The sequence below is a fragment of the Myroides fluvii genome, from assembly GCF_009792295.1.
Lineage (GTDB): Bacteria > Bacteroidota > Bacteroidia > Flavobacteriales > Flavobacteriaceae > Flavobacterium > Flavobacterium fluvii_A.
This window is the reverse complement of sequence record NZ_CP039934.1, coordinates 2926597-2950668: the sequence shown is the minus strand read 5'-3', so window position 1 is coordinate 2950668 and position 24072 is coordinate 2926597. Positions and strand designations below refer to the sequence as shown.

18 protein-coding genes are annotated in these 24072 nt (G+C 36.5%); 3 read left to right on the top strand and 15 right to left on the bottom strand.

The features are described 5' to 3' along the window. Positions 1-111: 111 nt before the first annotated feature. From FBR08_RS13180 to FBR08_RS13145, 8 genes are all read right to left on the bottom strand, one after another. The gene (locus FBR08_RS13180; protein WP_158963151.1) at positions 112-1047 is read right to left on the bottom strand and encodes a malate dehydrogenase; all 936 of its coding nucleotides are present in this window, start codon (positions 1045-1047) and stop codon (positions 112-114) included. Between the two features lie 81 nt (positions 1048-1128). Next, entirely contained in the window at positions 1129-3069 is a 1941-nt protein-coding gene (gyrB, locus tag FBR08_RS13175) for a DNA topoisomerase (ATP-hydrolyzing) subunit B (RefSeq protein ID WP_158963150.1), read from the bottom strand. Positions 3070-3322: 253 nt separating this feature from the next. Next, positions 3323-3772: a hypothetical protein gene (locus FBR08_RS13170; protein WP_158963149.1), complete on the bottom strand. Its 450-nt coding sequence runs from the start codon at positions 3770-3772 to the stop codon at positions 3323-3325. A gap of 153 nt (positions 3773-3925) precedes the next feature. Then, complete coding sequence (locus tag FBR08_RS13165; protein ID WP_158963148.1) at positions 3926-5737, bottom strand: TonB-dependent receptor; 1812 nt, start codon at positions 5735-5737, stop codon at positions 3926-3928. Positions 5738-5762: 25 nt separating this feature from the next. Further along, entirely contained in the window at positions 5763-8786 is a 3024-nt protein-coding gene (locus FBR08_RS13160) for a tetratricopeptide repeat protein (protein ID WP_158963147.1), read from the bottom strand. A 343-nt stretch (positions 8787-9129) separates the two neighbouring features. Continuing rightward, the gene (locus FBR08_RS13155; RefSeq protein ID WP_158963146.1) at positions 9130-10398 is read right to left on the bottom strand and encodes an acetyl-CoA hydrolase/transferase family protein; all 1269 of its coding nucleotides are present in this window, start codon (positions 10396-10398) and stop codon (positions 9130-9132) included. Positions 10399-10511: 113 nt separating this feature from the next. Beyond that, positions 10512-10913, bottom strand: coding sequence for a DUF3995 domain-containing protein (locus tag FBR08_RS13150; protein ID WP_158963145.1), 402 nt, complete (start codon positions 10911-10913; stop codon positions 10512-10514). Positions 10914-10976: 63 nt separating this feature from the next. Continuing rightward, a complete protein-coding gene (locus tag FBR08_RS13145) occupies positions 10977-11528 on the bottom strand; it encodes a Crp/Fnr family transcriptional regulator (protein WP_158963144.1) in 552 nt (183 codons plus the stop codon). A 165-nt stretch (positions 11529-11693) separates the two neighbouring features. Between FBR08_RS13145 and FBR08_RS13140 the strand changes: the two genes are divergently transcribed. The 3 genes from FBR08_RS13140 to pheT all read left to right on the top strand — a co-directional run bounded on the left by FBR08_RS13140 (position 11694) and on the right by pheT (position 16811). Then, entirely contained in the window at positions 11694-13868 is a 2175-nt protein-coding gene (locus tag FBR08_RS13140; protein WP_158963143.1) for an endonuclease MutS2, read from the top strand. Next, on the top strand, positions 13865-14281 hold the full coding sequence (locus tag FBR08_RS13135; protein WP_158963142.1) for a thiol-disulfide oxidoreductase DCC family protein: 417 nt from the start codon (positions 13865-13867) through the stop codon (positions 14279-14281). The genes FBR08_RS13140 and FBR08_RS13135 overlap by 4 nt, the downstream gene beginning before the upstream one ends. 94 nt (positions 14282-14375) lie before the next feature. Continuing rightward, positions 14376-16811 carry a phenylalanine--tRNA ligase subunit beta gene (gene pheT, locus FBR08_RS13130; RefSeq protein WP_158963141.1) on the top strand — a complete coding sequence of 812 codons (2436 nt, stop codon included), beginning with the start codon at positions 14376-14378 and terminating at the stop codon, positions 16809-16811. 128 nt (positions 16812-16939) lie between these two features. Here the strand turns inward: pheT and sucD are convergent, their stop codons facing one another. From sucD to FBR08_RS13095, 7 genes are all read right to left on the bottom strand, one after another. Further along, on the bottom strand, positions 16940-17812 hold the full coding sequence (gene sucD, locus FBR08_RS13125) for a succinate--CoA ligase subunit alpha (protein WP_158963140.1): 873 nt from the start codon (positions 17810-17812) through the stop codon (positions 16940-16942). Positions 17813-17944: 132 nt separating this feature from the next. Continuing rightward, positions 17945-18889, bottom strand: coding sequence for a UDP-3-O-(3-hydroxymyristoyl)glucosamine N-acyltransferase (locus FBR08_RS13120; protein ID WP_158963139.1), 945 nt, complete (start codon positions 18887-18889; stop codon positions 17945-17947). 14 nt (positions 18890-18903) lie between these two features. Then, positions 18904-19470, bottom strand: coding sequence for an elongation factor P (efp, locus tag FBR08_RS13115; RefSeq protein ID WP_115090728.1), 567 nt, complete (start codon positions 19468-19470; stop codon positions 18904-18906). A 24-nt stretch (positions 19471-19494) separates the two neighbouring features. After that, positions 19495-20280, bottom strand: coding sequence for an acyl-ACP--UDP-N-acetylglucosamine O-acyltransferase (lpxA, locus tag FBR08_RS13110; RefSeq protein ID WP_158963138.1), 786 nt, complete (start codon positions 20278-20280; stop codon positions 19495-19497). Between the two features lie 11 nt (positions 20281-20291). Continuing rightward, positions 20292-21683 carry a bifunctional UDP-3-O-[3-hydroxymyristoyl] N-acetylglucosamine deacetylase/3-hydroxyacyl-ACP dehydratase gene (locus FBR08_RS13105; protein WP_158963137.1) on the bottom strand — a complete coding sequence of 464 codons (1392 nt, stop codon included), beginning with the start codon at positions 21681-21683 and terminating at the stop codon, positions 20292-20294. A 30-nt stretch (positions 21684-21713) separates the two neighbouring features. Continuing rightward, positions 21714-22730 carry a UDP-3-O-(3-hydroxymyristoyl)glucosamine N-acyltransferase gene (gene lpxD, locus FBR08_RS13100; RefSeq protein WP_158963136.1) on the bottom strand — a complete coding sequence of 339 codons (1017 nt, stop codon included), beginning with the start codon at positions 22728-22730 and terminating at the stop codon, positions 21714-21716. A 30-nt stretch (positions 22731-22760) separates the two neighbouring features. Then, complete coding sequence (locus FBR08_RS13095; RefSeq protein WP_158963135.1) at positions 22761-23999, bottom strand: HD domain-containing protein; 1239 nt, start codon at positions 23997-23999, stop codon at positions 22761-22763. Between the last annotated feature and the right edge of the window lie 73 nt (positions 24000-24072).

Genomic DNA, 24072 nt, shown 5'->3' with positions numbered 1-24072 from the left:
TAAAACGAGCAAATATAAAATATGATGCTAGATTAACCAATTCTTTTAGCAAGTTTATCGCTAAAAAAACAAGGATTTTCACTTCTATTTGCTCGACCTGTTAAAATTATTTTAGGAAAGTATGTTATGAAGTTCTTTATTCACTTCTTTAATAGCTTCCACACTCTTACTAAATTCTTCTTTTTCTTCTTTATTTAGCGCTATATCGACAATCTTCTCGATTCCATTTTTTCCAATAATACACGGAACGCCAATGAAGATATTTTGCTCTCCATATTCTCCTTCTAACAAAGTTGAACAAGGTATTAATTTTTTTCTATCATGTAGAATACTATCCACCAATTGTGCTACTGCAGCTCCTGGTGCGTACCAAGCTGAAGTTCCCAATAACTTGGTTAAAGTAGCTCCACCAACCATGGTCTGTTTTACCACTTCTTGTTGATCTGCCTCAGACAACAATTGAGAAACTGGAATTCCCTTGTAAGTAGCTAGGCGAATAAGGGGAATCATGGTTGTATCTCCATGTCCGCCGATGACCATTCCTTCGATATCTGCTACCGGTTTGTCTAATTTCTGACTTAAGAAATACTTAAAGCGGGCCGAATCTAATGCACCTCCCATTCCGATAATTCTATTTTTAGGCAAACCTGATATTTTCAATGCTGCCAAAGCCATGGTATCCATTGGGTTGGTTACAATAACAAAAATTGCATGAGGCGAAACGGTCAATGCGTTTTCCATTACACTTTTTACAATAGCTGTATTTGTTCCTATTAACTCTTCACGTGTCATTCCTGGCTTTCTAGGAATTCCGGAAGTAATCACGACAACATCGCTGTTTACAGTACGGGCATATTGTTTTGTTACCCCTTTGACTACAGTGTCAAAACCTGAATTAGCGGCGCATTGCATGATATCCATCGCTTTACCTTCAGCTAATCCTTCAGCAATATCGACAAGCACTACTTCACTTGCTATTTGCCTAAATGCGATAACCTCAGCGCATGTAGCACCAACGTTACCTGCTCCAATTACAGATACTTTCATAATTAAATGGCTTTAAAGTTTTCGTTAAACAAAAAAAGGTCAATGCAAATATGCTTGACCTTTTATTTTAGATATTTTTAATTAAGCATCGATTTTCGCATACGTTGCATTTTTCTCAATAAATTCTCTACGTGGCGGAACTTCATCCCCCATCAACATTGAGAAAACCAAATCGGCTTCTTTTAAATCGTCAATTTTAACTTGTCTCAAGATACGGTGTTCCGGGTTCATTGTTGTCTCCCACAATTGCTCCGCATTCATCTCTCCAAGACCTTTGTATCGTTGTACGCTAGATCCTGTTCCCATCTCTTCCATTAAAGCTAAACGCTCTTCATCGCTCCACGCATATACTTTTCGTTGTCCTTTCTTCACCATATACAATGGTGGCGTTGCAATGAATACGTGTCCATTTTCAATCAGTCCTCTCATATAACGGAAGAAGAAAGTAAGAATAAGTGTTGCGATGTGGCTACCGTCCACATCGGCATCACACATAATGACTACTTTGTGATAACGCAATTTCTCCAGGTTCAATGCTTTACTATCTTCCTCTGTTCCAATCGTCACTCCTAAAGCGGTAAAGATATTTTTAATCTCTTCACTTTCAAACACTTTGTGTCCCATTGCTTTTTCAACGTTCAAGATTTTACCTCTCAGTGGCAAAATAGCTTGAAAATTACGATCGCGTCCTTGTTTGGCAGTTCCACCCGCCGAGTCTCCCTCGACAAGAAACACCTCACATTTTGTCGGATCTTGTTCTGAACAATCCGATAATTTCCCTGGAAGCCCTCCCCCAGTCATTACCGTTTTACGCTGAACCATTTCTCGTGCTTTTTTAGCGGCATGTCTAGCTTGAGCAGCTAAAATTACCTTTTGCACAATGATTTTCGCATCATTTGGATTCTCTTCTAAGTAGTTTTCCAACATCTCAGCAACCGCCTGACTTACTGGTGAAACAACTTCTCTATTTCCCAATTTCGTCTTCGTTTGACCTTCAAATTGAGGTTCCATTACTTTAACAGAGATAATCGCCGTTAATCCTTCACGGAAATCGTCCCCATTAATTTCAAACTTCAACTTATCCAACAATCCAGAAGCGTCTGCATACTTTTTTAACGTACGCGTTAACCCCATACGGAACCCTTGTAAATGCGTTCCTCCTTCATGTGTGTTAATATTATTTACATACGAATAGATGTTTTCAGAATACGTATCATTATAAACCAAAGCAACTTCTACGGGAACATCACCTTTTTCAGATTCCATCCAAATTACCTCATTAATAATTGGCGTACGATTGCCATCTAAAAACTTAATAAATTCTTTCAATCCTTCTTTAGAGAAGAAAACCTCATTTTTAGTTTCTCCTTTTTCATTTACTTCACGAGCATCCGTTAAGGTAATTGTCAATCCTTTATTTAAGAATGCTAATTCGCGTAAACGAGAAGCTAATGTATCATACGAATATTCTAACGTTTGTGTAAAAATAGTTGGATCGGGCTTAAACATAACCGTTGTCCCCCTCTTATCCGTTTCACCAACAACTTTTACAGGGAATAAGGCTTTACCTTTCGAATACTCTTGCTCATAGATTTTTCCATCACGGTAAACAGTAGCTCTTAACAAATCAGATAAAGCATTTACACACGATACTCCTACCCCGTGCAAACCACCTGATACTTTGTATGAATCTTTATCGAACTTACCTCCTGCACCAATTTTGGTCATTACTACCTCTAAAGCTGATACTCCTTCTTTTTTGTGCATATCAACGGGAATACCACGACCGTTATCTTCAACAGAAATGGAATTATCCTCATTAATCATTACATTAATGGTATCACAATGTCCCGCTAATGCCTCATCAATAGAGTTATCTACTACTTCATATACAAGGTGGTGTAATCCGCGCACTCCAACATCTCCAATATACATGGAAGGACGCATTCTTACGTGCTCCATTCCTTCTAGTGCCTGAATACTATCGGCTGAATAATTTCCCTTATTTACTTCTTGGCTCATAATATTTTTCTAAAATAAGTAACGTACAAATATAGTTTTTTTAAAACAATTTATCAACTTCTCCACACCTTATCTCAAGGTTTTTCATGTATAATTTAAACATTTCTAACAAAAATATGGAGGTTTTCAAATTACGATAATAATCCATCTTTTCACAAAAAAACGCACTTTATTTTAAAGACAGTAAATCAATAAAAAAAAAGCAGATGTAAACGTAAGCTTACATCTGCTCTATATGAATTAATTCTTTAATTTACTCTAAAAAATTAACGGTAAAATCACAATTATTAAAAGAAAAAGAATCGTGTATTTGACGTCCCAAAAGTGCCTTAGCAATAGGTGCGTCCATAGAAACACCCAAAACAGATACATCACCTATTGTTACTTTAGGTAAGGCCGCTGCTAAAAACAAATAAACGGTATTTACTTTCACCACACATCCAAACTCAACTACTCGTGAATTTTTGTGCTCGTCAATTCGTTTCACAACCTCCCTTAACTCTAGGCTTTCTCTAATTTTTTTGGTTATATTTTCTTGTTCCAAGTGCATCATAGACAAAGCTGTTTCATGTTTATCTCCTGCAGAGCTTTTGGCATCTGATTGAGCATCTGTGGCTAAATCTTCTACAATATCTTGAAGAGCCTCAATCTTATCATCTAAGCGCTGTAAGAATGTAGCCTTTAATTCTTGTTTTAATGTCATTTTTAATTTCTTAAAATACCTTATCGGTTCTGTATTGCTGTTTGTTCGACAAAAGTAGTCCAATAAACTATGAAAAAAAATTAAAAAATGAGAATAAAACAATTTTAAACTAATAATATATGATTTTTAACAATATTTAAATCGTAATTACTCTCAAAAATCGAATTTATAAATAGCTCCCCCCATGACTTGAATACCTTGAGACATGAAATTACCCCATTGATTATAGTTTTCATTCAATAGATTATTCCCCTTCAAGAATACAGTCCAGTTTTTCGTAGGTCGATACCCTACCTTTAAACTTAAATCTGCATATCCATCTACTTTTTTCTCCATGTTTTTTGGTATAATAGCACTATCCTGTCCATAACCTTGATAACCTTGATCAATGAACCAATCTTTTCGCTCTCCTACATATTGTAAATCAACACCAGCAAACCACTGATCCGTAAAATTAATTAAAGCATCTGCTCCTAGCTTAAAATCAGGCAATCCCCACGCTTCTCCTGTGGTTGATTTGTAGTGATTGTACTCTCCTCTAATTCCCATAATCACGGTATTGTCCAAATCAAAACGCAACTCTCCAAAAAGATTAAACGTTTCTACTTCAGCATAAACTACATCCATCGCATTACCATACAAATAATTCAATCGATTGACATTTGAGGAATACGGAGTAGAAATAAATAGCGCTTTGTCATTTTCTTTGCGGTAAGATGCCTTTACATTATAAGAAACGGTATGATCTAACTTTCCTTTCATCCCTGCATAAAAATCATAGGTTTTATCTGTTGGCAACAATCCCGCTTCTGGTGAAACAAATGGGTTTTGATCCACAAAATCTTTGAATGTATTTTGCGTTAGACTTCCATCAATTCCAACATAAGCAATTACAATATTTGGCACTACGTTATAAGACGCCTTAACTTGTGGATAAAATTTAAAGGCATTCTCTGAATTACCTGCTATTTTTCCATTGTTATAGTACAGACCTACTCCCAATTGCACAAAGTAATCCTCTCCTTTAAACACTACACTAGGTTCTGCTCCAAACGTAAAATGCTGATCTTTTAACTTAACCGTTTGAATACTGTTGTTTGAAAAATTGACAGTTCCATCTCCATCAAAGAAATTTTGTTTTTTATAATCTGAACTCACATAATCCACAACAACATTTAACTTTGCTATGATATTTTCATCAATAGCAGTTTCCACTCTTGGCTTGAATACAAAGTGATTTTCAGCGCGATCAAAATCATCGCTAAAATTATTGTAGTACACATCAACTCCTTTGATTGGCAAATCTTCAAAAGACACTGACCCATCAAAATAGAACGATTTATACTTTTGTTTTGGATTGATGCTAACCACAGTACTCTGCGGAATCAAATCGCCCATTTCCTCTTGAGGTAAACCATACCAATTCAACGTTTGGTAAGATCCTCCTACTTCTGTATTCCATCCAATTTTCTTTTTTTGACCAGAGAAATTAATTCCCGCTTTCGTCTTAGAGAAATCATCATCTAAAAGCAAGTTCTTAATTCCCCCTTGAGAAGAGAAGTGATTCACAAATCCAGCGATATAACTATCCGGATCGAGTTGACTACTCAGAAACAATTCTCCATTAATATTGGTGTAATTACCAATAGCAAATAACGCATAGTTATCAAAACGCTCTAAATTTCGCTTTGCGTCCACTTTCGCTGCCTCTCCTTTAGTAGGTACGAAAGTAGAGGCTACTGGGAAAGAAGTAATAGTATAAACAACTTCTTTCTTTTTACTTTTAACATCTTCGTCTAAATTCGGCAATTCTCTTACTTTAAATGCCTCTGAAACAGTAGCATCATAGCGTCTTACTACATCAACAACCTCTGTTCCTAAATCACTTTTATTTTTATCTTGAGCTACCATTGTACCAACAAACAAAACACTGGATACAAAGGTTAAAATTTTTATCTGCTTCATAATTACTTTCTAATTCGATTAAACCTTACTGTATAACAGATGAATTGCTTTTCGCCTCTTGGCCTTTAATGGCATTCAATTCTTGTTGCGCTTCTGCCACAACATCCGCAAATTCTCCAAAATTCTTCATAACACTATCCAAGATATACGTTGCTTGATACGCATCTTTTAAGCTATAGAAATTTTTCGCCATTAACACTAATCCCTTTGCTCCGTAATACTTATGGGTTGAATAGTCTTTGGCCAATTTTTGAACACTTTCATTCGAAGCGTCAAATTTATTGTCCATACGTTTAAAGAAAGCATCGTAATACAAGGCTTCAGCAGCTAGTTCACCTTTTGCAATTTTAGCAACATCCGCATATCCTTTTTTTGCCTTGTCATATTGTTTATTTGCAAAAGCAGTTCGCGCAATAATAATTTGAGCATCACTTTTAACCTTATCGTCAATTTTAGTCAATTTCAATACCTGTTCAGCATAATCTAATGCATTTGTATAATCTCCTTCTTGGTAATACAACTTCATTAAATTTGATTTTGCAAAAACTTTGTTTTGTTCTTGAGCGGCTTCATTTTCCAATCGACTCAACATCAACAGCGCTTGATCCGTATCATTCTCTTTCAGATAAATTTCGGACAAACGGGATAAACTCACCTCTACATATTCATTTTTATTGCCTTCCACAACAGCTAAATAATGCGGTTGTGCTTTCTTCAGGTTATTGGAAGCGAAATACATTTGACCCAAATAAAAATGAGCATGTAATGCTTTTAACCCTTTAGGATAAGCGACTAAATACTTCTCAAAACCAGCAATTGCAGCTTGCGTATTATTTTGCATATACTGTTTTTCGGCTGACTCATAGGTATCTTTATCTAATTCTAAATCACTCACACTAACGAATGACAATCCTTTTACCCATACCCCATATTCATCCACTTTTCCTTGATCCACATAAACCAATCTAGCATTTTGAACCGCTTCGATTGCTTCTGCGCTAGTAGGATACTTCGCTACCACTTCTTTAAATTTCACTAAAGCTTCATCTGCTCTATTGGCATTGTAATGGATCAAGCCTTGGCGCAATAAAGCTTTAGACGCATAAGAGCTCTTTGAAAAATTCTTCAGCAATTGATCAAAAACAGGTGTAGCCTTTTGCGGTTGTTGCATCACAACATAAGTCATCCCCAACTCATACAAGGCATTATCCGTTAAGCTTGATTTTGGATAGTCTTTGGTAAAGGCAATTAAATCGTCTGCTTTTTTCTGTAAACGATCAACAAATCCATAAGCCAATGCTTTTTGAAAGCGCGCATACTCAACATCTACTTTATTCGCTTCGATTACTTTGTTGTACGCCTCCATCGCTGCCCAATAACTTCCCTCTACGAATTGACTATCTCCCAATCGAAGGTAAGCATCAATACGCCTAGCTTCATCTTTGGGTGCTGTGGCAATAAAGCTCTGAAATTGCTTCGAGGCATTGCTGTACTCCTTTTGCTTAAAATAAGTATATCCTAAACCGTAGTTTACATTTTTATATTCATTGGTATTTTTTGCTTGTGGACTTCCCATGAAACTCACATAAGAAGAAATAGCTTCCGTAAACTTATTCAGCGCGTAATTAGACTCTGCTTGCCAATAGTAAGCACGAGCTGTAAACAATCCATCTTGGCGCTCTACTAACGACTTTGTAAACATCGACAAAGCATCATCATACTTTCCTTCTGCGAACAACTCTAAACCGCGATAAAACGTTACTTTTTGATACGCTTCTTTATTGGCTGTTGTTTTGTTTTTCTCCAAAAGAACTAAAGCTTCCGCGAAGTTTTTAGAAGTAATATAAGAGTCAATCAACAATCCCTCCATTTCCTCACGATACGGAGAACCTGGATATTTTTCCATGAATCCACTAATTACTTTAGGCGCACTTTGGTATGCATTTCCAATATCATAACTCAATTTACCGTAATTTAAATAGGCATCCTCTTGAATACTCGCATCAAAACGCATTTCAGAAGCATTTTTAAATGCATTCAATGCCTGTGTTTTTTTATGGGTATGCAAATAACTTTCTCCCAAATGATAGTACGCATTTTGAGCAATCGAATTATCTCCGTCAATAATTTTGTTGAACTGTTCAATTGCCTTCTCATAATCTTTCGACTTATAATAGGCATATCCCAACTGATAGTAATCGGTATTATTCCACTTGCCATTCTTCCCTTTGTAGTCTACTAAATAAGGAAGTGCTTTATCATACTGTTTCAAGTTAAAATAACTTTCTCCTATGATTTTTGCAAGTTCTGATTTTTCTTGTGGATTCGATTTATTGATTTGCGATAAACCATCTGCAATGGCTTGTTCGAAATTTCCAGTTTTGAAATTCATATCCGCTTGGAAGTACCCCATTTTCTCCTTGTACTTTTCCTTGCTTTCAACTTTTTCAAAGAGTTTCTTCGCGTCGTCAAAATTATCTGTATCATAAGCAATATATCCTAAATAATAGGTTGCTTGTTCGCCCCATTCTCCTTTTTGACTTACTTTTTCTAAGTACTTTTTCGCTTCTTTTCTATTCTTCATATAAAAAGAACTATAGCCTTTTTCAAAAAAGAAACGATCTGCTACCTTCTCGGTTTCAATCACGTGGTCTTTTACCTTGGCCGCATAGTGAGCTGCTTTTGCAAACTGACCTCTCGAGAAATAATAATCCGTAGCTTCGATATACGCAATATTCTGTTTAGAACTCGTTGGATAATTAGCTACAAAATCGTCGATTTTATTTTCCGCACCACTTTGATCCAATCGAATTGCACAATTTGCTATATAATACGCGCAATCTGCTTCTATATCTTTGTTCTCTGAACTATTTTCTTTTTTAATTTTATCAAACAATAGCTGGGCAGCTAAATACTCTTGTTCATTATACAGTGCTACTGCATGATTAAACGTTGCATAAGGACCTGTATATACAGCTGTTTGCTGCGCATAAAGGCTCATACTCCCCACTAGTGCAGCTATACAAGCCAACCTATTAATTTTACGCATTGATTTTCAATTTATTTTAGTGTCAAATATAACGATTTATACCCTTTTTAAACAGCATCCCGCTATATTTTATTGTGCAAAAAAACGAAAAAGTTATCTGAGATCGGTTAGCGGTTAGCAGTTGGTTTTGGCTTTTTTGTTTTTTTGCTTTTTTGCTTTTTTGTACAAATTCTCGATGAATCCTCACCACCTCATCACCACACCTCACCACCACACCGCCTCACCACCTCACCACCTCACCACCTCACCACCCCAACAAAAAAAAACCACTCCCTACAAAGGAATGGTTTTTCTTATTTACAATTATCTTCCGTTAACTGTTAGCTGTTAACTGTCAACTATTTCACCCTTTCAAATTATCAAAATACGCTTTTAGTATTTCTTCTCTAAAATCAGGATGTGCAATTTCAGCCATAGCCGCTACACGTTGTTTTAGTGTTTTACCATATAAATCGGCCACACCATACTCTGTAACAATGTATTGTGCATGTGCACGCGTAGTAACTACCCCCGCCCCTTGACGCAAGAAGGGAACAATGCGATTATGCCCTTGATTGCTCGTCGAGGCCAAGGCGATAATCGCTTTTCCTCCCTCGCTCAACGAAGCACCACGCACAAAATCCATCTGCCCTCCTACACCCGAATACATTTTATGTCCGATGGAATCTGCGCAAATTTGACCTGTTAAATCGACTTCAATGGCCGAGTTAATCGCCACTACTTTTGGATTTTTTCTAATAATAGCTGTATCGTTGACATAACTCGATTCTTTTAGTACAATAAAAGGGTTGTTATCAACGAAATCATATAGTTTTTTTGACCCAATTAAAAAGGTTGCCAAGGCTCTTCCTTTGGCAATTTTCTTTTTCGAACAGTCAATCACACCACTTTTAATTAGGTCAATTACGCCATCCGAGAACATTTCCGTATGTAATCCCAAGTTTTTATGGTTATTCAACTGAGCTAAAACGGCGTTGGGAATAGAGCCAATCCCCATTTGAAGTGTACTTTCATCTTCTATTAAATTAGCCACAAATTTTCCAATTGTTGCTTCTTTTTCTGTAATTATAGTTTCTTTAGCCGCGTAAATAGGACAGTTATGATCCACCGCTAGGTCAATTTTAGAACTGTGCAATACGCTATCGCCAAACGTACGGGGCATTTGCGGATTAATTTGCGCAATAACCACCCTTGCTCTTTCCATAGCCGCCACACAAGCCTCAACTGATACACCTAAGGAGCAAAATCCGTGTTCATCTGGTGGTGATACTTGAATCAGAACCACGTCTACTTTTAGCACTCCTTTGCGAAAAAGCATCGGCACTTCACTCAAGAAAACAGGTGTATACGATCCATTTCCTGCTGCTAATGTATGACGCACATTCTTGCCAATAAAAAAAGAGTTCACATGAAAGCTTTCTGCCAATGCAGGATCCGCATAAGGCGCTTCTCCCTCCGTGTGAATATGACAAAATTCAACATTGCGCAATTCACTCGCCCTATCGCTAATCGCTTTGGTTAAAATATTGGGTGTTGCAGCGGCGGCATGTACATAAATTCGATCTCCAGATTTTACAACTTTCGCAGCTTCTTGAGCAGATACATATTTCATAGCTTCAGTATTTCTTACAATTATTTTTTGCTTTTTTATTTTGAATACAAATTACTAATTTTTAACACAGAAAAGAACTGATATTCATCATACCTATTAAAAAAATAAAAGTATTACCAATAAAACAAGAAAAAATGACTTAAACTCAAATAAATACAAAGCGGAATAAAAACCGTTGCATCTTTCTGAGCAAAAGGCGTATTTTTTATCTTTTTACCGATACCCACATACCTAAAATCACCTATAACTCGAAGTCCAAACAAGATTCCGATAACTAAAAAAGGCCACGTTCCCCAAGTAATCACCCCACTTGAAAATAACCCGGCTACAAACAAACAGCAAGCCACACCAACTGTTCCCTTTTTTCCAGGTTGAAGAACTCGCACCCCCTCAGCATTAGAAGGAAGAGCAGCGTTAAGTCCCCATTGTCCTCCAAACACCCAATACAGGTGAATGCCTCCTAAAAATAGAAATATCAAAAAATTGATTGCTTTAATCCCTTCAATACCACTCATTTTCTTTTTATTTATATCCAAAGGTAGAGATCCAGAAAAAAGCAGGCGTTCACTTAAGTTAACTTATTCCCTACTTAATCGCTTTCTTATTCGAGAGAGCGATTGTGGCTGGATGCCAATATAGCTAGCAATGTACTTTTGGGGTACTTCCTGTAAAATACGGGGTTGATTGGCCAGTAGTTGCTTATAGCGTTGCTCAGGAGTATGAAACAGCAAAAAGTCGATTCGTTCCTTAGCGGATAAAAAAATAGCATCTGACATTAATCGCCCCATTCTTTGCCAATAAAAAGAAGATTCGTAAAGATGAAATAGGTCTTTTTTTCGAATCAGCACCACCTGCGTATCTACTAGCGCTTGAATCTCCATTTTCGAGGCTTCTGCTGTAAGTAACCCTTCGTAATTGGTGAAAATATCCTGAGCAAGAAAAAACGAAAAAGACCGATCACTACCAGCAGCATCGATATAAAACATACGCATCGCACCTATTTCTACTCGCCCAACATAATCACACACCTCGCCGATTCGCAAGAGCGCTTCTCCTTTCTTGACCAACCGATGCTCCACTACTGAAGCCAATGTTGTAACTAACTCATCAACCCATACCGTGTTTTTCATTGTACTTTTCTTTCTATTCGATTTATATCGCTACGTTCAAAACAAAGATAAACGTTTCTTTTTCTACCTCCTCTACTTCCTATAAACTCCTCTTATCTTTATCCCTCTTCCTTCTTTTTTTCCATAAATAAGTAGTATTTTTGCTATATAATCTCATTATAACAAATGACATCGATTAACAAGAAGACTTTACAAGATTTAGAATTCAATACCGTTTTATCTTTCGTTTCTGACCGCTGCGTAACAGAAAGCGGAAAAGAGCTGGCGATGGAAATCGTTCCGTATAAAACCAAGGAAGAAACCCTACATGCCTTAAACCAAACCTCAGAATATTTAGCTTCTTTTACCAACAACAACGTTATCCCCAATCACTATTTTGACGGGATTGACTATGAGCTAAAATTTTTGGGTATAGAAGACAGTTTTTTAGAAATCAGCAGTTTTAAAAAAATATACAACCTCACTGAAACGACAAGCAACCTAATTGCGTATTTTAAAAAATTCAGCGATTATTATCCGCATCTGGCAGCAGATACGGCTACCTTAGTTTTAGAAAAGAGTATTGGAAAAGAAATTGACCATGTACTGGATAAATATGGAGAAATCAAAGACAATGCTTCTGTTGATTTAATGTCCATTCGCAAGAGTATTAATTTGGTTCGAGGAAAGATCAATCAAAGTTTTGGTTTTGCTTTATCTCAATACAACAGTGCGGGATATCTAGATGATATTCGAGAGACCATCGTAGATAATCGACGTGTTTTGGCAGTTATTGCTATGCATCGCCGTAAAGTAAAGGGAAGTGTTTTAGGTCAATCAAAAACAGGAAGTATCGTGTATATTGAGCCTGAAGCAACTTTAAATTTCTCTCGAGAACTCAGTAATTTGGAATACGAAGAGCGAGAAGAAATCGTTCGTATTTTAAAGGCACTAACCAATGCCATTCGCCCATTCAGAACCTTGTTATTCGAGTATACACAATACTTAACCTTAGTAGATATTACTGCAGGAAAAGCAAAATATGCATTAAAAATAAATGGGTTACTTCCAGAAATTAGCGAAGAAAAAACCTTGTATTTCAGAGAAGCTTACCACCCTATTTTGTGGTTAAACAACAAAGAAAAACGAAAAACAACCCATCCGCAAACCATTCAACTGGAAAAAAACAGCCGAATCATTGTGATTTCGGGTCCAAATGCGGGAGGAAAAAGTATTACGTTAAAAACAATTGGCTTACTTCAGCTCATGTTGCAATCGGGTTTACTGATTCCTGTTCACGAGCGCAGCCATACGTTTTTATTTGATCGTATTCTGACGGATATTGGCGACAATCAATCCATCGAGAATCACTTGAGCACGTATAGTTATCGATTAAAAAATATGAATTACTTTTTGAAGAAATGTAATTCAAATACCCTATTTTTAATAGATGAATTTGGAACGGGTTCGGATCCAGAATTAGGAGGTGCCTTGGCGGAAGTTTTCTTAGAAGAATTCTATGATCGCGAAGCCTATGGCATTATTACAACCCACTATACCAATTTGAAGATATTAGCTGATCAATTGCCCGATGCAACCAATGCGAATATGCTTTTTGATGAAAAATCACTGGAACCCCTTTACAAATTAAACGTGGGGCAAGCAGGAAGTTCTTTTACCTTTGAGGTTGCACAAAAAAACGGAATCCCCTTTAGCTTGATCAATCGAGCGAAAAAGAAAGTGGAAACCGACAAAGTTCGCTTTGACAAAACCATTACCAACCTTCAAAAAGAACGACATAAATTAGAGCGTACCTCGCAAAATTTAAAAGAAGAGGAAACAAAAGCAAGGGAAGAAAGCAAGAAATTAGAAGGCATCAATGCCAAAGTACAAGACAAATTAGAGCGTTACCAAGAATTATACGACTCCAATCAGCGCTTGGTTTACTTGGGACAGAAATTAGATGACTTATCAGAAAAATACTTCAACAACAAAAGTAAAAAAACGTTGTTTAGTGAACTTTTAAAGGTGGTGGAAATTGAAAATTCCAAACGCAAGAAAGTTACGTTAGTTGAAAAGAAAAAGAAAGAAGAAGAGCAAAAAGTATTACTCCAAGAAGTAGAAAAGAAAGTAGAAGTCATTCGAAAGGAGAAAAAAGAGAAAAAGGAAATACTAAAACAGCAGGAAGAGAGCAATAAAACGAAATTTCCTTTAAAAGTAGGTGATCGCGTTCGAATGCTAGAGGGAAGAGCTGTAGGAACAATAGACAGCATTGAAAAGAAAACCGCAACAGTAAACTACGGTTTCTTTACATCAAAAGTAAACATAGATCAACTTGAAATGGTAGAGCGTAAAAAATGATAGAACAACTCCCTAAGAACAAAAAAATCGTTCTTTTTGATGGCGTATGTAACCTCTGTGACAATGTGGTCAAAAAGGTAATAGACGCAGATCAAAAAGATCAATTCCGATTCACTTCCTTGGATTCAGAATTGGGACAGCAAATTTTACAGCAAATTGGCGTAGACCGAGAAAAAACGGATAGCATTGTGCTCTATATTCCGGGCGAAGCATATTACGTAAAATCACAAGCAGCTTTGATGATTGCTAAATATCTAGGGGGCTGGTATTCTCTCCTTCCCCTATTTCTTATTTTACCGACAAAACTAGCCGATTCGCTATACGATTATATCGCAAAAAACCGCTACAAATGGTACGGGAAAAAAGATCAGTGCATGATTCCCAGTGCCTCCATTCGCGAAAAATTCTTATAACCATCGGAAACGCTTATTTTAAATATTAACACCAAAATTATTTCACTTAAACTAAGGCAATCCGTATATTTGCCTTCAATAAAATTATTTTCGAATGCATATTTCATACAATTGGTTAAAACAATTCATTAAGCTAGATATCACACCAGAAGAAACATCAGAGATTCTTACGGATTTAGGTCTTGAAGTTGAGGGAGTTACTCAATATGAAAGTTTAAAAGGTGGTTTAAGAGGAGTTGTCGTAGGACATGTATTATCTTGCACCAAACACCCTAATGCAGATAAACTAAATGTTACAAAAGTTGATTTAGGAACAGGGGAACCTGTACAAATCGTTTGTGGTGCTCCAAACGTCGCTGCTGGACAAAAAGTACCCGTTGCAACAATTGGCACTGAGTTGTACGATGCAGAAGGAAATGCATTTCAAATTAAAAAAGGCAAAATCAGAGGAGAAGACAGCTTCGGTATGATTTGTTCTGCTGTTGAATTAGGCATTGGAACTGACGGCAGTGGAATCTTAGTTTTAGATGAATCTATTGCACCAGGTACACCTGCTGCTACTATTTTTGATGTTACTACGGATCAAGTTTTTGAAATCGGACTTACACCAAACCGTTCTGATGCAATGAGCCACTGGGGCGTTGCTAGAGATTTGCGTGCCGGTCTTTTACAAAACCCAAACATTGAAACACCACACAAAGAATTAATTACACCTGCTGTAAGTAAGTTCAAAGTAGAGCGAAGAACGCTTAAAATGGATGTAGTCGTTGAAGATTACAAAAAAGCACCTCGTTATTGCGGGGTTACCATCTCGGGAATTGAAGTTAAATCTTCTCCTGAATGGTTACAAAATCGCTTAAAAGCTATCGGTATCACACCTAAAAACAACATCGTAGACGTAACAAACTATGTATTACACGATTTAGGGCAACCGCTACACGCTTTTGATGCTGCTAAGATCAAAGGAAGTAAAGTAATTGTAAAAACAGTGGCTGAAGGAACGAAATTTGTTACTTTAGACGGTGTTGAGCGCACCTTACATCAAGATGATTTAATGATATGTGACGAAAACGGACCAATGTGTATCGCTGGTGTGTTTGGAGGATTGAAATCTGCAGTTTCAGAAAACACCACTACTATTTTCTTAGAAAGTGCTTATTTTAACCCTGTTAGCGTTAGAAAAACAGCAAAAAGACACAATTTAAACACCGATTCATCTTTCCGTTTCGAAAGAGGAATCGATCCATCTATAACAGAATACGCCTTAAAACATGCGGCTTTGTTAATTCAAAGTGTTGCTGGTGGTGAAATCACGTCGGACATCGTTGATTTATATCCTAAAAAAGTAGAGGATCATTCGGTATTCCTAAACTTCAACAACATCAACCGCATCTTAGGGGAAGATATTTCAAAAGAAACAATCAAAACGATTTTAGTTTCCTTAGATATTAAAGTACACAGCATGTCGGATGTTGGACTAGGAATCACCGTTCCTGCCTACCGTGCAGATGTGACTAGAGAAATTGACGTTATTGAAGAGATTTTACGCGTGTATGGATACAACAATATCAGTTTCTCTTCCAAACTAAATGCGACAATTTCGAATAGTTCAAGAACGGAAGATCACCGTGTTCAGAATATCATTGCGAATCAATTGGTTGCGCAAGGGTTTCATGAAATCATGAACAATTCATTGACTACACCTGAATACAGTAAGCTGACAGAAAGCATCAATAAGAGCTATCAAGTAGATATCGTAAACCCGTTAAGTGCAGATTTATCAGTCATGAGACAATCACTTTTGTTTGGTGGTTTAGAATCTATTTCATACAACATCAACAGAAAGAACAGCGATTTGCGTTTATTCGAATTTGGTAAAACTTACCACAAGATGTTGAACAATTTTGAAGAAGACAAGCATTTTGCTTTATTTGTTACAGGTAATAGCGCACCTTCCTCTTGGAACTCGAAACAAAAACCAAGTGATTTCTTTGAATTCAAAGGGTATATCTTAAGTATTTTAAACCGCTTAGGCATTTCTAAATTCACAACACAACCAACAGAAAGCGACCTATTTTCAGAAGGGATTACTTATTTTGTAGGTAAAGAGGCTATTGTTGATTTTGGTGTTCTTAAAAAGGGAATAACAAAGCATTTCGACATTAAGCAAGAAGTGAGCTATGCTGATTTTCGATGGGATACTATTTTAAAATTAGTAAGCAATAAAATCAAATTTACAGATTTGAATAAATTCCCTACTGTAAAAAGAGATTACGCTTTACTCCTAGATGAAAAAGTAACTTTTGACGAGATTTTTACTATCGTCAAACAAGTAGACAAAGCTATCATTAAGGATGTAACACTATTTGACGTGTACCAAGGCGATAAGATTGAAGACGGCAAGAAATCATACGCAATATCAATCTTAATGGAAGACAGTACAAAAACATTGACTGAAAGCCAAATTGAGAAGATTATGGGCAAGATTCAATACCAATTGGAAAATAATATTGGAGCTCAATTGAGATAATAAAAAAGCGGTCATTTGACCGCTTTTTTTTGTTTGTTGTGTATCCACTGTTGTGTCTCATCAAACAACAAACAATAAAAAAAGCCACATCAAACGATGTGGCTTTTTTTATATTTGAATCTAGGATATTATCCTAAAACTTCTTTTACTTTTTTCCCGATTTCAGCAGGAGAATCAACTACGTGGATTCCACATTCTCTCATGATTCTTTTCTTAGCAGCAGCTGTATCATCTGCTCCACCAACAATAGCACCTGCGTGGCCCATTGTTCTACCTACTGGTGCAGTTTCTCCAGCGATGAATCCAATAACTGGTTTTTTGTTTCCATCTTCTTTAATCCATCTTGCAGCATCAGCTTCTAACTGTCCTCCAATTTCACCAATCATAATGATTGCTTTTGTTTCTGGGTCAGCCATTAATAATTGTACTGCTTCTTTTGTTGTAGTTCCAATGATTGGATCTCCACCAATTCCGATAGCTGTAGTGATACCTAAACCTTCTTTTACTACTTGGTCAGCAGCTTCATAAGTTAAAGTTCCCGATTTAGATACAATCCCTACTGTTCCTTTTTTGAATACGAAACCTGGCATAATACCAACTTTGGCTTCACCTGGAGTAATTACTCCTGGACAGTTAGGACCAACTAATCTACAGTCTCTTCCTTGAATGTAATCATAAGCTTTAATCATATCAGCTACTGGAATACCTTCAGTAATACAAATAATTACTTTGATACCAGCGTCTGCAGCTTCCATAATAGCGTCTGCAGCAAATGCAGGCGGTACAAAAATGATTGATGTATCTGCACCAGCTTTTTCAACAGCATCCGATACTGTATTAAATACTGGACGATCTAAATGGGTTGTTCCACCTTTTCCTGGAGTTACACCACCTACAACGTTTGTACCGTATTCAATCATCTGAGAAGCATGAAAAGTACCTTCGCTTCCAGTAAATCCTTGAACGATTATTTTTGAATCTTTATTTACTAAAACACTCATGATCTTGTTTTTATTTATTTTTAAAACTTACTTCCTACAAAAATAAACAATTCTAATCAGCTTTGAAACTTTTTAGTTGCAATCTTCGTTAAATAAGCCTAACGATTAATTATCTACTCTTATCCCTCTATTCTATTTATGCTCTAATCGCTTTAGATCTTCTAAAATAGATGGTATTCTCTTGGTATTGGCTAACTGTTTCATTTTATCTCTAGCCTCTTCAGCAGGAGAACCAAAATAAACTTTGCCCCCTTCTAAACTCTTAGAAACTCCAGATTGTGCTAGAACAACAGCTTTTGCGCCAATTGTAATTCCACTAGTTGTTCCTACTTGCCCCCAAAGCGTTACTTCATCTTCAATCACTACACATCCAGCAATTCCTGTTTGAGCTGCAATCAAACAACGCCTACCAATAACGGTATCGTGTCCAATATGCACTTGATTGTCAATTTTAGCACCTTCTTTGATTGTAGTATCCCCTGTTACCCCGCGATCAATCGTACAAGCTGCTCCGATTCCTACGTTATCTTCAATTACTACTCTACCACAAGAAATCAAGGGATCAAATCCCTCAGGTCTCTTTTTGTAGTAGAACGCATCCGCACCCAGGATTGAACCTGCATGGATTACTACGTTATCTCCAATCACTGTACCATCGTAGATTACAACAGTAGGATGAATCAAACAGTTCTTTCCAATTACTACGTTGTTACCAACGAAAGCACCTGGTTGAATAACTGTTCCTTCTCCAATCACTGCATCTTTTGCTTGTAATTGTGTAGCGGGTTTGAATGGATTAAAATAAGTTGACAACTTATTAAAATCCCTAAATGGATCGTCTGAGATTAACAAAGCTTTTCCTTCTGGACATTCCACATCCTTGTTGATAAGGATAATGGTTGCGTTCGAATTTAAGGCTTTATCATAGTATTTGGGATGGTCCACAAATACAATCTCTCCCTCTTGTACGACGTGAATTTCATTCATTCCGTACACAGGAAAATCCGCGGATCCGACGAATGTACAACCGATTATATCGGCTATCGTTTGTAAGTCTTGAACTTTTGAAAAACGCATCTGCTCTACTTCAACTATTCTTTGATACGCTCAATATAAGAACCTGTAGCCGTATCAATTTTGATTTTATCCCCTTCGTTGATAAATAACGGCACGTTTACAGAAGCTCCTGTTTCAACTGTAGCTGGTTTAGTAGCATTCGTTGCAGTATTTCCTTTTACACCTGGCTCAGCGTATGTTACTTCTAAGATTACAGAAGCTGGCATATCAACAGCAAGAGGTAAATCCGTATCTGTATTAATTTGAACCATTACCATTTCTCCTTCTTTTAATAATTCAGGAGCATCCAAAATATCTTTTAGCAACGTAATTTGTTCATACGATTCAACGTTCATGAAATGAAACTGATCACCTTCTGGGTATAAATATTGGAATTTATGTGTTTCAACACGAACCGTTTCAATTTTGTGCCCTGCAGAAAATGTATTTTCTAATACTTTTCCATTTGTCAAACTCTTCATTTTTGTTCTAACAAATGCTGGTCCTTTTCCTGGTTTAACGTGTAAAAATTCTGTGATTTTGTAAATATCGTTATTATGACGAATACACAAACCATTTCTGATATCTGAAGTTGTTGCCATTTTTTCTAAATCTTTATTATATTATTAATACATTCCTGAATACCCACGCATAATTCCTCTTGAACTATTGCGTACGAACATCAAAATTTCATCTCGTTCTGGAGTTGCTTCCATTTCTGTTTCTATAATTTCGAGTGCTTGACTTGTATTATAGTTCTTTTGAAATAAAATTCTATAAATTTCTTGAATTTCTCTAATTTTTTCTGGTTCATACCCTCTTCTACGCAGACCAACTGAGTTAATACCCGCATAAGAAATTGGTTCTCTTGCAGCCTTGATATAAGGAGGCACGTCCTTGCGAACTAAAGTACCACCTGTTACAAAAGAATGTGATCCAATGGTACAGAATTGGTGTACTGCAACTAGCCCTGCTAACACAACGTAATCCCCAACTGTCACGTGTCCAGCCAAAGTACTTGAGTTTGAGAAGATACAGTTATCTCCAATAATACAATCGTGCGCAATATGGCTATAAGCTTGAATTAGGCAGTTTTTACCAATTACGGTTTTATATCTATCTCTTGTTCCTCTGTTGATGGTTACACATTCACGAATAGTTGTGTTATCCCCTATCTCAACAGTAGTAACTTCACCTTCAAATTTTAAATCCTGTGGTTCGGCAGAAATTACGGCGCCAGGAAAAATCTTACAGTTTTTTCCGATACGCGCTCCTTCCATAATGGTTACGTTAGAACCAATCCAAGTTCCTTCGCCAATTTCCACATTATTATGAATCGTAGTAAATGGTTCTATTACGACATTTCTAGCTATTTTCGCTCCTGGATGAACATATGCTAAAGGCTGATTCATACTATTTATATTTAATTTTTAACTTTTGATATTTGAGCCATTAGCTCAGCTTCCGCAACTAACTTTCCATTCGCGTAAGCATAACCTTGCATATGACATATTCCACGACGAATAGGTGTAATTAGCTCTAATTTAAAAATCAAAGTATCCCCTGGAGTTACTTTATTTTTAAATTTCACATTATCCATTTTCATAAAATATGTTAGGTAATTTTCCGGATCCGGAACTGTACTTAGAATTAAAATCCCCCCTGATTGAGCCATTGCCTCACAGATTAACACACCAGGCATAACTGGTGCTCCTGGGAAATGTCCTATGAAGAAAGACTCATTCATAGTCACATTTTTCAATCCTACTACGTGATTTTCTGACATCTCTAAAATCTTATCTACCAACAAAAACGGAGGTCTATGCGGTAAAAACTCCATAATTTTAACGATATCCATCAAAGGTTCTTGATGTAAATCATACATAGGCACTTGGTTGCGCTTTTCATTGCGAATAATTTTCGACATTTTTTTCGCGAACCCTGTATTAATAGCGTGTCCTGGTTTATTCGCAATCACTTTTCCTCTAATACGAGTTCCAATCAAAGCTAAATCTCCAATAACATCTAATAATTTATGTCTTGCAGCTTCATTTGGATAATGTAAAGTTAGGTTATCTAAAACACCGTTGGGTTTTACACTGATTTCCTCTTTACCGAAAGCTTTTTTCAAATGCCCCATTGTTTCTGTAGATATTTCTTTATCAACATAAACAATCGCATTATTTAAATCGCCACCTTTAATTAATCCATTAGCTAACAAAGCCTCTAATTCATGTAAAAAACTGAACGTACGCGCCTCAGAAATCTCCACTTTAAAGTCATTCATATCTTTTAAAGTAGCGTTTTGTGTTCCTAAAACTTTCGTACCGAAATCTACCATTGTCGTTACTTGGTAACTATCTGCTGGCATTACAATGATTTCACTACCTGTTGCTTCATCTACATAAGAAATCACCTCTTTCACGATGTATTCCTCACGTTCAGCATCTTGCTCAACAATACCTGCTTCTTCAACAGCTTCAACAAAATACTTGGAAGATCCATCCATAATCGGCGGTTCAGAAGCATTTAGCTCAACAATCACGTTATCAAGATCGCACCCTACAAAAGCAGCCAAAACGTGTTCTGTAGTTTGAACGCGAACTCCTTTTTTCTCTAAGTTTGTACCTCGTTGTGTATTAACAACATAATTTGCATCTGCTTCAATAACAGGATGCCCTTCTAAATCCACTCTAACAAAAGTAAACCCGTTGTTAATTGGCGCAGGTTTCAATGTCATAACAACATTTTGTCCTGTGTGTAATCCAACTCCTTCTAAGGTAACTTCACTTTGGATGGTTTTTTGCTTAACCATAATAAAATCTTTTTGTATTTCGATAGGTTATTATTTTTCGTTCTTCAGCTCTTCTAAATCATCTACGATTTTCGGCAGATTTCTAAAATGACTATATGATTTCAGAAAATCAGTATGTCCGATAGCCGGTGATCCTTGAACAGCAATATTAGATTCTAAATTCTTTGTAACACCCGATTGTGCTTGAATTTTCACATTATCTCCAATGGTCAAGTGGCCTACAATTCCAACTTGTCCTCCAATCATGCAATTCTTGCCAATTTTCGTTGATCCTGCTACTCCTGTTTGAGAAGCAATCACGGTATTTTCTCCTATTTCAACGTTATGAGCAATTTGAATTTGATTGTCTAACTTCACCCCTTTACGGATAATTGTCGACCCTAATGTAGCGCGATCAATGGTAGTTGCAGCACCAATCTCCACATTATCCTCGATAATAACATTTCCTATTTGAGGCACTTTACTATAGGTACCATCACCATTAGGTGCAAAACCAAATCCATCCGATCCGACAATAGTTCCCGCATGCAGTGTACAGCCTGATCCGATAATTGATTCAGAATAGATACGCACACCTGCAAACAGAACAGTATGATCGCCAATCACAACATTATCACCAATAAACGTATTGGGATAAACTTTTACGTTATTCCCGATTTTTGTATTTTTTCCTACGTAGCAAAAGCTTCCCAAGTACAAATCCGTTCCATAAGTTGCTCCTTCAGAAATCACACTAGGTTGTTCAATACCTGATTTCATCAACTTCACTTGGTTATAATATTCCAAGAGTTTTGAAAAAGCTTTATATGCATCATCAACTTTAATTAATGTTGCCTCTACTTCATGTTCGGGTTCAAATGTTTTATTTACAATGACAACCGATGCTTTAGTGGTATAGATATAGTGGGCATATTTTGGATTGGCTAAAAACGAAATAGAGCCTTTTGCACCCTCTTCAATTTTAGCTAATGTAGATACCTCTTCTTGAGGATTCCCAACTATTTCCCCTCCTAATACTGACGCTATTTGTTCTACTGTTATTTTCATCACCGCAAAAATATAAAATATAATTGAAAATTAACTTTCAAAAACGCTTTTTGGATAACAAAGAAAGTGCTTTGTCACGGGTTTAGTTAATGCTTTGAGATTTAATTGATCCGAAACGGATAAAACATCCGCAACTTGTCCGTCTTTTCTCACAATCATAATTGGCTCTTTATCCTTGCTATAAGCTTGATTCCTAACCTTTCCCTTAAAAACAAAGTAGCTCGCCCATTCTGCCGAAATTTTATTTTTGGCTTGAACGTCTTCTAAGCGTTTTTTCAATTTTTCTTTTACTAATTTCTTGTCTTCTATAATTTCTATGCGCAACAATTTTCGATTGACAATCATCTTACTCAGCTGAGACAAGACAAAATCGTCGTGAAACTGCCACGATTTTAATGCGCTAACGATATCTGAATCATCTAGCAAAGCAAACTGACTCAAAGCCGTTTGTTCAAAATCTTCAAATTCTCCTTTGTGTTCTAAGAAAAACAACAGGGCTTGACTTCCCCACAGTTGTGTTCCTTTACTTACTAATTCTTTGGCTCTCTTTAGAATGCGCACCAATATCAATTCAGCACATACACTGGTTTTGTGTAAATAAGCCTGCCAATACATCAAACGGCGACCTACTAAAAACATTTCTACAGAGTAAATGCCTTTTTCTTCCACGACTAATTGATCATCAACCACATTGAGCATTTGAATCAATCGTTCTGAATTAATATCTCCTTCGGCAACCCCGCTGTAAAAGCTATCTCTTTTCAAATAATCCATACGATCCATATCCAATTGACTTGAAATCAATTGCAACATAAATTGACGGTGATATTCTCCTTTGAAAATTTGAATTGCCAAATCGAGTTTACCCTTAAATTCTCTGTTTAATTGGTGCATAAAATAAAGGGAAATGGCCTCGTGATGTACGCCTTCTACAATACTTTCTTCCATTGCATGAGAAAAAGGCCCATGTCCTATATCATGCAACAAAATAGCAACATATAAAGCGGTTTCTTCTTCTTCTGAAATGGCGATGTTTTTAAAACGCAATACTTGTACTGCTTTTTGCATCAAATGCATACATCCTAAAGCGTGGTGAAAGCGGGTATGATGTGCCCCTGGATAGACCAAATAAGACACTCCCATTTGAGAAATCCTTCTTAACCTCTGAAAATAAGGATGTTCTATCAAATCATAAACAAATGAATTGGGAATAGATATAAATCCATAAATTGGATCGTTCAGTATTTTTAATTTATTGCTTGTAATCAACGATGATAAATTATTTTGTACTACATAAAAACAAAGATAACAATATAATAAAAAGCCACATCTCTTTTTTAGA

Coding starts and splice junctions, on each gene's coding strand:
- FBR08_RS13160 (WP_158963147.1), bottom strand. CDS start 8,786: ATGCGTAAAATTAATAGGTTGGCTTGTATAGCTGCACTAGTGGGGAGT.
- efp (WP_115090728.1), bottom strand. CDS start 19,470: ATGGCAACAACTTCAGATATCAGAAATGGTTTGTGTATTCGTCATAAT.
- FBR08_RS13135 (WP_158963142.1), top strand. CDS start 13,865: ATGATAGAACAACTCCCTAAGAACAAAAAAATCGTTCTTTTTGATGGC.
- FBR08_RS13155 (WP_158963146.1), bottom strand. CDS start 10,398: ATGAAATATGTATCTGCTCAAGAAGCTGCGAAAGTTGTAAAATCTGGA.
- FBR08_RS13165 (WP_158963148.1), bottom strand. CDS start 5,737: ATGAAGCAGATAAAAATTTTAACCTTTGTATCCAGTGTTTTGTTTGTT.
- gyrB (WP_158963150.1), bottom strand. CDS start 3,069: ATGAGCCAAGAAGTAAATAAGGGAAATTATTCAGCCGATAGTATTCAG.
- pheT (WP_158963141.1), top strand. CDS start 14,376: ATGCATATTTCATACAATTGGTTAAAACAATTCATTAAGCTAGATATC.
- FBR08_RS13150 (WP_158963145.1), bottom strand. CDS start 10,913: ATGAGTGGTATTGAAGGGATTAAAGCAATCAATTTTTTGATATTTCTA.
- sucD (WP_158963140.1), bottom strand. CDS start 17,812: ATGAGTGTTTTAGTAAATAAAGATTCAAAAATAATCGTTCAAGGATTT.
- FBR08_RS13140 (WP_158963143.1), top strand. CDS start 11,694: ATGACATCGATTAACAAGAAGACTTTACAAGATTTAGAATTCAATACC.
- FBR08_RS13145 (WP_158963144.1), bottom strand. CDS start 11,528: ATGAAAAACACGGTATGGGTTGATGAGTTAGTTACAACATTGGCTTCA.
- FBR08_RS13120 (WP_158963139.1), bottom strand. CDS start 18,889: ATGCGTTTTTCAAAAGTTCAAGACTTACAAACGATAGCCGATATAATC.
- lpxD (WP_158963136.1), bottom strand. CDS start 22,730: ATGAAAATAACAGTAGAACAAATAGCGTCAGTATTAGGAGGGGAAATA.
- FBR08_RS13105 (WP_158963137.1), bottom strand. CDS start 21,683: ATGGTTAAGCAAAAAACCATCCAAAGTGAAGTTACCTTAGAAGGAGTT.
- lpxA (WP_158963138.1), bottom strand. CDS start 20,280: ATGAATCAGCCTTTAGCATATGTTCATCCAGGAGCGAAAATAGCTAGA.
- FBR08_RS13170 (WP_158963149.1), bottom strand. CDS start 3,772: ATGACATTAAAACAAGAATTAAAGGCTACATTCTTACAGCGCTTAGAT.
- FBR08_RS13180 (WP_158963151.1), bottom strand. CDS start 1,047: ATGAAAGTATCTGTAATTGGAGCAGGTAACGTTGGTGCTACATGCGCT.